Annotated in this window: 9 protein-coding genes; 5 read left to right on the top strand and 4 right to left on the bottom strand. The window is 38.5% G+C overall.

Annotated features, from left to right (window positions below; all coding sequences use genetic code 11):
* Positions 1 to 384: 384 nt before the first annotated feature.
* The 4 genes from CRT24_RS16825 to CRT24_RS16810 form a co-directional block, all read right to left on the bottom strand.
* Positions 385 to 681, bottom strand: a complete 297-nt coding sequence (locus tag CRT24_RS16825; RefSeq protein WP_099372339.1) for a hypothetical protein — start codon at positions 679 to 681, stop codon at positions 385 to 387.
* Positions 682 to 1,559: 878 nt separating this feature from the next.
* Positions 1,560 to 4,139 carry a DUF5686 and carboxypeptidase-like regulatory domain-containing protein gene (locus tag CRT24_RS16820; RefSeq protein ID WP_099372338.1) on the bottom strand — a complete coding sequence of 860 codons (2,580 nt, stop codon included), beginning with the start codon at positions 4,137 to 4,139 and terminating at the stop codon, positions 1,560 to 1,562.
* 704 nt (positions 4,140 to 4,843) lie between these two features.
* Positions 4,844 to 6,022 (bottom strand): EamA family transporter, encoded by a 1,179-nt coding sequence (locus CRT24_RS16815; protein ID WP_099372337.1) that lies wholly within the window; start codon positions 6,020 to 6,022, stop codon positions 4,844 to 4,846.
* 7 nt (positions 6,023 to 6,029) lie between these two features.
* A complete protein-coding gene (locus CRT24_RS16810) occupies positions 6,030 to 6,509 on the bottom strand; it encodes an Lrp/AsnC family transcriptional regulator (RefSeq protein WP_093095838.1) in 480 nt (159 codons plus the stop codon).
* A 248-nt stretch (positions 6,510 to 6,757) separates the two neighbouring features.
* On the opposite strand from CRT24_RS16810, the gene CRT24_RS16805 reads away from it, so the two are divergent.
* From CRT24_RS16805 to CRT24_RS16785, 5 genes are all read left to right on the top strand, one after another.
* Positions 6,758 to 9,682, top strand: coding sequence for an FAD-binding and (Fe-S)-binding domain-containing protein (locus tag CRT24_RS16805; protein WP_306473173.1), 2,925 nt, complete (start codon positions 6,758 to 6,760; stop codon positions 9,680 to 9,682).
* Positions 9,683 to 9,729: 47 nt separating this feature from the next.
* The gene (locus CRT24_RS16800) at positions 9,730 to 10,377 is read left to right on the top strand and encodes a hypothetical protein (RefSeq protein ID WP_144034604.1); all 648 of its coding nucleotides are present in this window, start codon (positions 9,730 to 9,732) and stop codon (positions 10,375 to 10,377) included.
* Positions 10,378 to 10,493: 116 nt separating this feature from the next.
* Positions 10,494 to 11,315 carry a hypothetical protein gene (locus CRT24_RS16795; protein WP_099372335.1) on the top strand — a complete coding sequence of 274 codons (822 nt, stop codon included), beginning with the start codon at positions 10,494 to 10,496 and terminating at the stop codon, positions 11,313 to 11,315.
* A gap of 4 nt (positions 11,316 to 11,319) precedes the next feature.
* Entirely contained in the window at positions 11,320 to 12,132 is an 813-nt protein-coding gene (locus tag CRT24_RS16790; RefSeq protein ID WP_099372334.1) for an alpha/beta hydrolase family protein, read from the top strand.
* 102 nt (positions 12,133 to 12,234) lie between these two features.
* A complete protein-coding gene (locus tag CRT24_RS16785; protein WP_257214074.1) occupies positions 12,235 to 14,613 on the top strand; it encodes a TonB-dependent receptor in 2,379 nt (792 codons plus the stop codon).

The following is a 14,613-nucleotide window of genomic DNA, read 5'->3' as shown; positions in this document are numbered from 1 at the left end:
TGACGGTACTTGGATAGACACATAAAATGGGTGACCGCTATACACCCCTTGCGGCATTGCGTCCGCTCTCATTGTAGTTTGCGGCACCCATACTTTACAAACTGAAAAAGACACTGCAGCCATAGGTCTGCTCATAGAAGGCTGTTTGAAAAGTAACTGTCATTTGGCTACCGGCGGAAAATCCGTCGGGCGGAAGGTCTATGGCCCAAAGCAAGGGAAAGGGAACGGAAAAACAACCATAGAGGCAAATAATCAAAAAAAAAAATTTGGAATACAACATAGAAGGGGTGTAACTATTATAGCGGCAGGTAGGGACACTAACACCATAGGTGTGGCATGTTTGTTAAATGCCCATATTAAAACTAAACAAAAATATTAGAGTGTTTACAGCAATCCATACACGAACCAATGCCCTAAAATAATCTGTATTACCAAGAAAATCTTAGAAACTACTCCTTTTGCTCTTGCAAAATATATAATCGAAAATATGGTTGGAATGATGGATAGAATAGAAGTTAGAATCAAGCCAATAGGCCAAACCTCTTGGAATTTAAAATGAGCTTCAGGGAATTTTTGGATGGTTAGCGCAAAATATCCCCACAAACCAACATGTAAAAAATTGAATAGCAATGAAAAATATGCTATGAATTTTAATATCTTATCCCATGTGCTTAATTCCATAACAATAATTTTATGCTCGGCTATCCAAATTCTTGTGTGTTAGGCAACTTGCGTTAAAGCAAACTCCACCCAAACCATAAAACAATCAATATCTGCAGAACCATAAATATCTTCGGTAATATTCCATTTGCTCTCGCAAAATATATAATTGAAAATATTCCAGCCACAATAGCGATCAAAAATAAAATCGTCGAATTGACCATCCAAAAATCATTATGCTTAGCAGAAGCCTCTTCAAAATCTTTAGACGTCAACGATAAAAATGCCCATTGTCCCTATCAACGAAATATTCAGCAACAAGGATAAATATGCAATAATAGGCTTAGTTTTTTCCCAGGTGTTTGTTTTCATGGTCTATAATAGTTTATATAAAGATAGTGAAATAGATTTGAGATTTGAGATATGAGATGTGAGATAGGAAACTTGAAATAAGGTCTGATCACCACAGGTGATAAGATGGTGATTGTTGCGTATGTTGAATGGAATTGAAGCACAAGTGACCCAACGTACCAAGCCCGCACAAAACACTTGCGCTAGCTCAGCTGAAGATGGTTGGTGGAGACACCAACCATGGCGTTCTGAGTCGAAGCCGCACGCTAGATTGGATGAATGACGGTCGCTGCGTTGGCTGAGCGTAGCCGAAGCCAGTAGCCGAAGCCGGTCCCTGAGCGGAGTCGAAGGGCATTCCAAAGCACAAATCCCGCATACAACCCAGTGCTACCAAATCAATCTGAAAAATTATACAACTTAATCTATCAGTTTAATAACCTTTCTACTATCTCAAATCTCATATCTCACATCTCATATCTAATTTGAAATCCCACATCTCATATCCGAAAATTTCGGGGGAATTGCGTAGCAAATTCCCCCGAAATTTTCTAAAAGTCAAACTTAATTCTCGCTCTCACGCCCCATTTTGGTGCTTCGGGGTGGTCGAGGTAGTTCAATCTTCTGACTAAATCCACGCGCAATACCTTAAAGATATTCGCTACGCCGGCACTGGCCTCCATATATGGTTTACCGTCGAAGGTAAAGGACATCTGTTCACCTTTGCTGTTGGTTTGCCAGTCGTAAACAGAAGTGTTGAGGCTCGGGTTGTTGCTGTCGCGAAGGCCCCCATAAACGCCTTTGAAGCTAAAGACCTCACGCAATTTCAATCTGTTCAACAAGGGGATTTTATTGAAAATAAAACCGTTCATATAATATTGTACGTTCCAGGAAACATGATGGTCAGAAATAAATTCCATAAAGTTCATCAAGTTATAGGACTGCAGCTGATAAGCATAAGTCTGGTTTGCACGGTGAATATTCAAAACCGGGAAAGGCAGATTGTTTCCCGCGATGTAAGTACCGTCGACATTGATGTCGGCATACCCTAATTGAGATAGATAGAACCTTTTGAAAACACCTGCAGTGAAATTATGGTAATTGTATTCACCGCCAAATAAGCCTTTCACACCTGCAGTATAATTGAAGGTCATGATAGGATATTGGTTAAAGATCGGAGTTCTATAATTTTTTCCTTGGTAGAATTCCTCTTTTGGAGCATAGCGTAGACCAACATTGAACTCCGTGCTCTGCAAGTTGTTTATAAATCTATGAGTTCCATCAGGCTGCAATAATGAGTAGGAGAGAACCCCTGCAGGAGTTTGTTTCCAAGTACCCAGACCAGCATTTAACGAAAGATTATTGCTGAACTCAACCTTATAATCCAATCGGTACACCTCATTGTACAGATAGCTCCTGTTTTCACCGCGTTTGAAAGATAGGAGTACATTGTCTTCCTGTACGAATTCAAGATTCTGTCCAGGGATCTTGGTGTCGTAGGATGCAGATACTCGAAGATAATGCTGAGGAAATTTATATGGCGATTTCTTGTTCAAGGAGTATGTTCCAGATAAAAAGTACTTCCATTTTTGATCATCGAAACCATAAGCTCCATACCCTTCAGCATAGAACGTTTTGCTCAGCTGTTCGGTTGTCCTTCCACCAACGCGGAGCCTAAAACCTTCCACAGGATTGTAAGAATAAAAAGTATTGACCGGACCGATCTCTACTGGACCAGCCTGTTTGTAACCTGAAAATACCAAAGCCGAAACATCCATAAAAGTCCTGAAGGACGGCATCCGCTGCAAACTATCGATATTGTTATAGATTGAATTTTCAGCTTTGCTCAATGGCTCGGGTCTCAGGGTTGCCCAATAGCTTTCTGAAGTAGTTTTTTCTTTTTCGGTTTTCTCTTCTGGAACAACAACATATTGGTCGGGAACAGCATAAATACTGTCAGGACGAACATTGCCATTCTCATAATCATTGATCAGTACTACTCGTTTTCCTTTGATGCCTTTCCCTTTTCCTGTGATAGCAAAGTCAATTCCTAAACTAGACTTGGTCAAATAATATTTGTTGTCATTAGTTTTGTCAAATCCCAACTCAATATTCAGGTCCCTAACAAAGTTCAGGTTAATTTCGTCTGCAACGGTCATCTCAGCACCTTTGACCGCATAGTTGCCGTCTAAAGTAACATAGAGTTTTCCCTTAAATAACAGGTCATTCTTGTTCCTAGGGAAGAAACTAAGCTCTACCAAGGATTCATTTTCGTTTTTAACGGTATCTGTGATATAGAAGCGATAAAAGGTAGGAGCCGAATTAGCGATCGGACTTAAGAACTGATTTGTAAGAATAGTAATATTGTTATCATAGATTTCAATCTCATCATATAGGCGGTTGAAATATTTGCTCAATCCATCATTGTCCACAAACTTAGGGTCGAATTCAGCTTTTCGCTCAGCCAAGATATATTGCTTCTTCGCATTAGGGTCTTTTCTGAAATAAACTTTAGAGAACTTTTCTTCCATATATGCTGGCAGAACATAGTTGCTGGAATTTTTAGCGGTGTCGTCTTCTTGGAATAGGAATTGGTAATTTTTGAATACCTTTCTGTTCTTGAATTTCTCGTCAAGGTTACTTAATCCCAAACTGATCTTTTCATATTGGTCATATTCTGCAAATGCCTGACCGGTCAAGCGGTTTTGGTCTCTATGCTCAACGACTTTGCGGATAAGCTCAACTGCCGGATTGTTTTTGTTTGAATATTTACCACGTTTAGGAGCTTTTACGACAATTTCTTCAATGGAATTGGCAGGAAACAACATAACGCGGATGGTCTGCTCGGATTCCTCCGTAACAGGATATTCTTCAGGGTCAAACCCAACCGAGCTGATCCGGATCTTTTTATATTCCGAAGGGACAGTCAACGTGTATTCACCTTTGTCGTTTGAACTCGTTCCAATTTCCTTGCTGGCGCCAACAACTTTGATGGAAGCGTAGGGGATTGCTTCGTAGTTTTCTGCATTCAATACCTTCCCCTTTATGGTAATGAATTGCTGAGCCGATAATGAATGGAATGAAAACAACATTCCAAAAAGTATAAACAAGTAAAATAATTTCGTTTTCATGTTGTGACTTTTTGACTTTTTTATGTTTGTGTTCAAAAAGTATTGCAAATAAAGCTAATATTGCTGATTTAATAAATATTGTAATTGACGTTTTGACTTTTTTATGATAATTGGTCAATTTAAATTAGATGTTATGACAATTAATTTACCTATAAATTGGTGTATAAAGGTTTTATGTAAAAAATGTATGTCTTGAAATGCTATTTCCAGATTTTCGATAAGTTTTTTATATAGTCTTGTTCCACTCTTGTTCCACTCTCAGTCCTCTCTCGTTCGGACCTCGTTCGGAGCTTGTTCGGGTGTTTTCCGAAGCAGCTCCGAACGAGGTCCGAACAAAGTCCGAACGAGTCACGAAGGAGAGTGGAACAAGAGTAAAAGGAGAGTGGTTGGAGAGTAGATTGGACAGGTTTTGGCCGTGTCAGGTGGCCGCTTCGCCGTGGCAGTTGGAGACACCTGGCACTGAAAATATGCCAATGGCCTAATTTTTTTCTTAATTTAATGATATTGCCCGATAGGGTTTTCTCGCCTTGGCAGGTGCCTCCGCCTGCCACTGAATACCTTTCTATCGCATATTTACAGAAAGTTGCTTTCAATTACTCCAAGTATAAACCATCAATTATTCCCATAAAATAGTAGGAATTAGGATGTTCATATAAATACCTTTCTTCTATCCCAAATCTCACATCTCACATCCCATATCTGTTTTAGTCATAAAACTCTTGGTCAAAGTTTTTCGGTCCTTTATTTTTGTCGGCTTTGGTATCTGTTGATTTTTCGGAGTCTTTTGGTTTTTTAGTTTTCTTTTGGATAAACTCTGCTACTTCCACGATCCTTGGGATACTACTTTTTGGAGCCATATGGCGTAGTTTACGGATTTTGCGTCTGCGTTTGTAGTTGCGGATAATATCGCTGTCGCGGTAGAGGTTCCAGTTCATTAGGAGTACGCTGAACAGCACTACTGCCAGACCGATGATCTGCATGCGGCTCACGATATGGTCGGTAAAGAAATGCACTAATATCAAAGCAACGATAGGGTTTACATAAGCATAGGTGCTGACTTCCGTTGCCGGACGAACTTGCAATAGGAAGATATAACAGCTGAATGCCAAGATAGATCCCATCAATGCCAGATAGATCATGGCACCCCAGTATTCTGTAGGAACGGCACTGAATTCGAAATCACGGTACTCACCATTTAATAGCGCAACAGTGGTAAAGGCCGTACCCGCAACAACCATTTGCCATGCCGTTTTGACCATTACGTTCAAGTCCTCTTCGGGTTCCTGCGGAACTTCAGAATCATTCAGTTTCTTCTTTTCAGAGTTCTTGCTGTACTTGGAAATAAGTGAACCAACAGTCCAGCCAATCGTACCCAATGTCATGACAATCATCGCGGTTAATTTTTTGTCGCTATTTCCGGCATTTGCTTCCGGACCGAAGATCTGTTCTGCAAAAAGCATGACAACACCCAAGAAACCCAAGATCAATCCCAATAAAGTTGGAATGCTCGAGAAGTTCTCTTTCCATTTTGGCTTGTCCAGGATTATGAACCAAATGGCCGTTGCTGCAGATAGAATGGACACAATAGCGCTGGAGATAAATTGCTCCGACCAGATAATTGCAGCCATGTCTATAAATAACAATAAGAACCCTACAAGAGCGGCATCCTTAACGGCTTTTTTGATATAGATCTTATAACCCTTCATCCAGCAATAAAGCATCAATAGGGAACCCGCAATGATAAATCGGATAGATCCTAAAACGAAAGGTGGGAAAGCATGCAATGCTTTCTCGATAAAGAAAAAGGTAGATCCCCAAACGATGTAAACCACCAAATAAGCAAAAATAATGATGCTTCCTGATGGACTAGATGATTTAACCATGATTTATTTAATCCTTAGAAGGAATAACTAATTTATTGTCTTCTTTTACTGTTTCTAATACGATTGTTGTTCTTGTAGAGATAATGCCTTCGATCTTGCTTAAGGTATTGCGCATTAAATCCACCAGGCCAGCAGAGTCATTTGTTCTCACTTTGATCAAGTATCCATCCTCACCGGCGATATCATGTACCTCCAACACCTCGGGGATCTCTGCAAGCAATAAGCCCACTTTCTGTACACCGATAATATCTTGAGTCTTGATAAAGATGAATGAAAGCATCTTTTGATCCAATGCAGCCGGGTTAATGCGGGCATTATATTGAAGAATCACTTCTTTCTGTTCTAATTTTTTTACTCTTTCCAGAATTGCTGATGGTGCCATCCCCAATTCACGGGCGATATCAGCATTATTAGTACGGGCATTATCCTGCATTATTCTGATGATCTGAAGATCAATCTGGTCCAATGAAATTTCTAGTTTTGCCATAGTGGCGCAAATATCGTAAATTCCGAATTAAATTCAAATTATTAAGTTGATTTTAGAATTTTATTCAGATAATTATGACTTATAAAGGATAAACTTTAGCCATATTGGGGTGTTTTAATAAATTGGTTATTACTGTTGGTAAACAAGTACTTACGAATATACGGATTAATTATAAATATCTAAAATATGCGTTTAGAGCTTAATTTTAATGAAACAATGCGTAGTTTTGTTATTCAATCTATCTTATCGTGTCGTTACAAATTAAATTAGCAGCCTTGGCAGAATCTCTTAAAGGAGATTTATTTTATGATGAAAAAAATACTGCGCATCAAACCATGCGTATGGCATATTCTACCGATGCTTCGGTATATCAAGAATTACCTTTGGCGGTCTGCATTCCGCAAAATATCAATGACTTAAAAACATTAATCCGATTTGCTCGAGAAAACCAAACAACATTAATCCCAAGGACCGCGGGAACTTCACTTGCAGGACAGGTTGTGGGATCGGGTATTGTGGTTGATGTATCTCGATATTTCAATCAGATCTTGGAAGTCAATGAAAAGGAGCGGTGGGCAAGAGTTCAACCGGGAGTGATACGTGATGATTTAAATGCTTATTTAAAACCATTTGGATTGATGTTTGGTCCTGAGACATCCACAGCTAGCCGAGCAATGATCGGTGGAATGATTGGAAATAATTCATCGGGGCTGCATTCAATCGTTTGGGGAGATACCCGTCATAAATTGCTGGAAGCAAATGTGATATTGGATGATGAGTCTGAAGTGACGTTCAAGGAGTTGGGCGAAAGAGAATACTTTGCAAAGCTTTCCGAAAAGTCAAGGGAGGGTGAAATCTATAGGTCCTTAAATGAATTATTGACCAATAAAGAAAATCAAGAAGCGATCCACGCGGGTTATCCAAAATCAGAGATTACCCGAAGAAATACAGGTTATGCCTTAGATATGCTTTCTGATGTCAGCCAGCCTTTCAACCTTTGTCGTTTGCTTGCCGGTTCAGAAGGAACCATTGGGATAATCACTGAGGCGAAAATTAAACTGATGCCATTGCCGCCAAAAGAAATAGGGCTGTTATGTGTCCACTTTGAAGATATGGTGGAATGTATGCGCGGAAATGTGGTTGCCCTGCGGAATAACCCAGAAGCATCAGAACTGGTCGATAAATATATTTTAGATTTTACAGTTGGACATCCTACTTATCAATACAATCGTTTTTTTATCGAAGGAGATCCTCAAGCACTCTTGATTGTAGAGTTCAGAGGGGATACACAAGAAGAGATCGCTGAAAAAGCGGAGAAATTGGTGGCTGAGTTAATGGCAGAAGGATTGGGTTATGCATTTCCATGGATTACAGGAGTTGAGAAAACCAATTTGGTTTGGGATGTCCGTAAAGCAGGGTTAGGTTTGATCCGTAACCTGCCAGGAGATTCTCAACCGGTCAATCTGATTGAAGACTGTGCCGTTTCACCAGAAGATCTCCCGGCTTATGTTTCTGATATCCAAAAACTATTACAAGAAGAAAATGTGCATGCTTCATATTATGCACATGCCGGTGCGGGTGAACTGCATATAGAGCCTTTTATAAATCTTAAAACTGCAGAGGGAAGGCGTCAATTCCGAAGTATTTTGGAGAAGACAACGGATCTTGTCCTAAAATATAATGGGTCATTGAGCGGTGAACATGGTGATGGCCGATTGAGAGGCGAATTTATTGGTAAAGTGCTAGGTGAAAAAGTATATGAGCTTCTTTTACAGACAAAAAGCATATTTGATCCAAACAATGTGTTCAACGCCAAAAAAATTGTGAATACACCGCCCATGGATACGCATTTGCGTTATGACCATGTGACGGATGCCTCTCAGATCAAGACTTACTTTGATTTTACTAAGAACGAGAGCATCCTGCGTCTTGCCGAGAAATGTTCAGGTTCCGGGGATTGTAGGAAAACAGAAATAACTGGCGGAACGATGTGTCCGTCATTTATGGCAACACGGGATGAAAAGGACACCACAAGGGCTAGAGCGAATATGCTTCGTCAGTTCTTGACGAATTCCACCGAACAAAATAGGTTCAATCACGAAGAAATTAAGGATGTGATGGATTTATGTTTGAGCTGTAAAGGCTGTAAAACTGAATGTCCATCCAGCGTGGATATTGCCAAAATGAAGGCTGAGTTCTTGCAGCATTATTATGATGCCAATGGAAGTCCTTTTAGGGCGAAATTGATTGCCAATTTTACTGAGTCTCAGAAACTTGGATCTTTAGTAGCGCCAATCTATAATTTCTTTGCGACCAATAGCTTTACCTCGGGAATTATTAAAAGTGTTGTTGGGTTTGCGCCGGGTCGTTCATTGCCAAAAGTACATGGTACAACCTTCAGCAAATGGGCATCCAAACAAAAGAAATCAAGGAACAAAAAGAAGGTATTTCTATTTTCTGATGAATTTACAAATTACAACGATACAGAGGTTGGTATTACTGCCTATAAGTTATTAACTGCTCTGGGATACGATGTTATTGTGCCTAAGTTAAAGGAAAGTGGTAGGACTTATTTATCTAAAGGTTTCGTAAAGAAAGCTAAGGCATTGGCAAATGAAAATGTAGCCTTGGCGAGTCAAGAAGTAACAGCAGAAAGTCCTTTATTGGGTATTGAGCCATCGGCTATTATTACCTTTAGAGATGAATATCCAGACTTAGTAGATGCGGATAAACGAGAGCAGGCGAGACTGCTGGGAGAGAATGCGCTCATGATCGACGAATTCCTTGTAAGAGAAATCAAGGCCGGGCGAATTCATCCCGAACAATTCACAGCAGAGCCACAAAAAATCAAACTCCATGGACATTGCTACCAGAAAGCATTTAAACTTGTAGATACTACAAGAGAGCTGCTGTCCTTTCCTTCTAACTATGAGGTTGAGGTCATCCCATCTGGATGTTGTGGAATGGCAGGTTCTTTTGGCTATGAAAAGGAACATTTTGAAGTTTCGCAGAAAGTTGCTGAATTGGTTCTTTTTCCTACACTTCGAAAAACTGGGGATGATTACCTTATCGCAGCTGCGGGGACATCTTGCCGACATCAAATTAAGGATGGCTTGCATAGGCCTTCATTTCATCCTGTAGAAATTATTTATGAAGCCCTAATAAAGAAATAATCAAACAAAAAGCGTATCTTTTTTGTCTTACAATAAATATGAAAGTTATGAAAAAAATCGCAACGTATTCACTGTTAATGGCTTCATTATTATATATGTCATCATGTGGTAACTCAAATAAATCAGAAGGTGGATCTAATGACTCAACAGCTACAGGTAGCTCTGAAATGGCCTTAAAGCCTCTGACAAATGAAACAACTTCAAATCAATTCCATTTATATTTTGATTTGAGGCAGTCAGCACAAACTGATTCATCCATTCTCTATGAAGCGATATCAGAATTTAATAATGAGCCTGTTGGGTTTAATGTAGAAATTAAAAAAGACATTGATGCCGGTATTGCTGAGAATGGCCAACCAGATGAGGATTTGGGTTTTAGTGAAGGTTCGGTTCGCATAACTGCAAATGGTCCAAACTCCGATAATTTCGTTAAGGCAATGGGTACATTGTTTAAGATGCCCGTTGACGGAAAAATGACAACCAATACTTTAACTCCAATGGTCTTTTCATCTAATAAAGAGAAAGTTGATTTAGGAAAACCTGGTACATATAGTTTTAAATATTTCTTTGAAAATGGTACTGGAAAAGAGGCGGAGATATTTGGGATATTAGATACTTACAAACAATCTTTTGAACTTGGAGAGAAAGATTCTACCTATAGGGCAGCAATTATTTCTGCATTTGAAGGTAAATAAAACTATTTTTTTAATGTATTTTAGGAGGGTCAGTGTTTTGCTGACCTTTTTTTATGTTGAGATCTTATATTTTTAGCTGTTATTTACTTCTAACCTTATTATTTTCATTGAGCACAATGGCTCAAGAGGTAATGCATGGTGAGCGTTTTTCAAAAGGAAAGGTTAGTTCACTTGCCTTAGGGGAAATTTCTGGAATTGTATCTTCTATAAACAATCCAGGTATGTTTTGGGTCCACAATGATAGTGGAGATCAAGCAAATATTTACCTTATTGACTCCGTAGCGATTTTAAAGACAACCTATAGGTTGGAGGGAATAAATGCAGTTGATATAGAGGATATTGCCTGGGTAGAAGTAGAAGGGAAATCTTATATAGTCTTGGCAGATATTGGTGATAACTTAGCTACAAGGGCAAATATATCTTTATATATCTTCCCCGAACCACTCTATAAGTCTAATCAAGTGAATGATACTATTCCGAAAAATGAAATTAATATTAAGACACTGACCTATCCTGGAAAAGCACGAGATGCTGAAGCCATATTTGTTGATCCAATGGATAAACAATTCTACCTAATTTCAAAAAGAGAGTTCAGATCGATCCTATATACTGCAGCTATTTTTGAATCCAATAAGACGCATTTTGTTCTAAAACCTGTGATTAGCTTTCCGTTCACATTTATAACAGCAGCAGATATTTCACCTAGGAGAGATGCATTGATAATGAAAAACCTGACATCGATATATTATTGGCCATTAAGGAATAACATGTCTATATCAAAAGCATTGAGTGAGGCGTATCTACCTGTTCCATACGAACCAGAACCACAGGGTGAGGCGATCACATTTGATCGGGCTTCAGATGGATTTTTCACGATTAGTGAAAGACCATTCGGCTTAGACTCTTATCTTTATTATTATCATATATCAAAACCATAGTTTTATGAAGACATCCTTGTCATTCTTTTTTTCTCTTTTATTTATAGGATTTGCGCATGCTGCAAAAGTTGATACGCTGAATGTACAAAGTTCAGCAATGAATAAAGCCATCAAAACTGTCATTATTCAACCTGAAGGTTCAAAGTCAAAAGAATTTCCAACTTTATATTTATTGCATGGATATTCAGGAAGTTATAAGGATTGGGTCAATAAAGTTCCGGCAATCAAAGATTTAGCAGATAGGTTGGGAATTATAATTGTTTGTCCTGACGGTGGATTTGGAAGTTGGTATTGGGATATTCCAAATGATCAGAACTTTCAATATGAAACTTTTGTTGCCAAGGAATTGGTGGCTTATGTTGATCAAAATTATCCAGTAATCAAAGATAGGAGCAAGCGCGGTATTACAGGATTGAGTATGGGCGGCCATGGTGCTTTATATTTGGCCCTTCGTCATCAGGATACCTTTGGTGCTGCAGGAAGCACTGCTGGTGGTGTGGATATTCGTCCGTTTCCAAACAACTGGGATATGGCAAAAAGAATCGGACCTTACGATCAAAATCCTCAAGTATGGGAAGATCATACTGTCATGGAAATGACCCACTTGATTAAACCAAAATCATTGGAATTTTTTATAGATTGTGGTACAGAAGACTTCTTTTATCAGGTAAATCGTAAGCTCCATGAAAAATTAACATATTTAAATGTACCTCATCGTTTTTTAACAATGCCAGGCGCACACAATTGGGATTATTGGAGCAAATCCATTCATTATCAGCTAGTTTTCTTTAATGAGTTTTTTTCAAAGACTACATAAGCTGTCTATTTTGGATAATATATTTGCTTTTTTGGATAATTGTAGTACCTTTGAAGCTAGATACGAGATTATAAACCTACGCAAGCCATTTTGATGTTCAGAATGGCTTTTTTACTTTTGGCCATGGATTTGTATTTGCTGAGAAAAAAATCATTGTTCCGAATTGTCTGCCTAAGCCTTCTTGGAATTTATATTTTACTGTTTAATACTGTTTTAGGTCAAGAGAAATTGACCCTTAGCGGATATATAAAAGATTCTAATTCGGGAGAGAATTTAATTGCTGCCGTAATCCGTGTTAAAGACCAAAACCTCAGTACATATTCCAATAATTATGGTTTCTATTCCTTATCTCTTCCAGCTGGAACATATGAAGTTGAAATTTCATTTGTGGGTTATGCTAGCAAAACCGAAACAGTAGAGTTAAATGCGGATCAACGCAGGAATTTTGAAATTACTCCAAATTCAAGTGTCATCGAAGAAGTCATCGTAACTGGTAAAAAGGAAGATGACAATGTTACATCACCGCAAATGGGGAATTTAAAGTTCACAATGGAAGAACTGAAAAATATTCCCGTGGTTTTTGGAGAGAAAGATATTTTAAAATCCATTCAGTTACTTCCAGGTGTATCTACAGGTGGTGAAGGTAGTTCGAATTTCTATGTGCGTGGAGGTGGGGGTGACCAAAACCTGATTTTATTGGATGAAGCTACGGTTTACAATGCTTCCCATCTATTAGGGTTTTTCTCAACGTTCAATTCAGACGCGATTAAGGATGCCAGTCTTTTTAAGGGTGGTATACCCGCTCAATATGGAGGCAGGATTTCCTCTGTCATGGATATCAGTATGCTGGATGGTAACAATAAGAAATTCAGTGCTGAAGGTGGTATTGGCTTGATCGCCTCTCGCTTAAAGCTGGAAGGTCCTATTGTAAAAGATAAAAGTTCATTTATGATCAGTGGTAGAAGGACTTATGCTGACTTATTTTTAAAGCTTTCACCCGATGAAACTACTAAAAAAAGCAAGCTTTATTTCTACGATTTGAATGCAAAGATGAATTATAAATTGAATGATCGCAATACCCTATATCTTTCAGGTTATTTCGGGAAAGATGATCTAGGTTACGGTGATTTATTTGGTTTTGACTGGGGAAATGCGACTGCTACAGTTCGTTGGAATTCCGTTATAAATTCTCAATTATTTTCTAACACATCATTGATCTATAGTGATTTTGCATACAATGTTAACGTTAGCAATGATGATTCTGACTTCAAGATTGCCTCCAAGATCCGGAACTGGAATTTCAAACAGGATTTCTCCTATTACTCAACCAATAACAATACCTTGAGATTTGGGGTTAACCTGCATCAACAAAGTATTAAACCAGCAAGTCTTGAAGCACAGGAAGGTTCTGAAGTAAATTCGGTGAGTGTGGATAGCAGACAAGGTATTGAAGCTGCAGCTTATGTTTCGCATGAATGGAAGCCATTTGACAAATTGTCCATGATCTATGGTATTCGCTTCAGTGATTTTATGGTTATGGGACCAGGTTCATTTTATGACTTCGATGAAGATGGTGAGCCTATTTCAGAAACCCATTATGACCGCGTTATAGCTAAACATTATTTCAATTTCGAACCAAGGTTATCCCTTTCATATATTTTAAATCCTAACAATAGCATCAAAGCAAGTTACAATAGAATTTCACAGAACTTACATCAATTGACCAATACGACCTCGAGTTTGCCAACTGATCAATATGTTGTGAGCAGCTTAAATATCAAGCCTCAAATTGCAGATCAAGTGGCCTTGGGTTATTTCAGGAACTTTAACAATAATACCTATGAGTTTTCGGTAGAAAGCTATTATAAGTATATGGATAATCAGATTGATTTCAGAAATGGAGCAGATCTGCAAGCCAATAAATATATGGAGGGCGATTTATTGTACGGAATCGGGAGATCTTATGGTGCTGAGTTCTTGTTGAGAAAAAATAAAGGTAGGTTAACCGGTTGGTTGGCATATACCTTAGCAAAAAGTGAACGACAATTTGATCAGATAAATGAAGGTAATTGGTTTAATGCTCGTCAAGATCGAACTCATGATATTTCATTGGTTGGAATATTTCAATTGAGCAAAAAATGGACGTTAGGTGCTACTTTTGTTTACTATACGGGTAATGCAATTACTTTCCCGAGTGGTAAATATCAAGTTGATGGTACAACGATGTTCTATTATACAGAGCGTAATGGCTATAGGATGCCAGATTATCACCGTTTGGATTTATCAGCAACTTATGAGCCTAAGAAAGAAAATAGGCGGTTCCATTCTAGTTGGTCATTCGGAGTGTACAATGCCTATAACCACAAGAATGCCTATATCATTGATTTCAGGGAAAATGAACAGAACCCAAATATTACAGAAGCTTATCGAATAGCTTTATTTGGAGCAATTCCTTCGGTTACTTGGAACTTTAAATTTTAA

It is taken from the genome of Sphingobacterium sp. 1.A.5 (assembly GCF_002734235.1).
Taxonomy (GTDB): domain Bacteria; phylum Bacteroidota; class Bacteroidia; order Sphingobacteriales; family Sphingobacteriaceae; genus Sphingobacterium; species Sphingobacterium daejeonense.
This window is presented reverse-complemented; position numbering and strand designations above follow the sequence as displayed.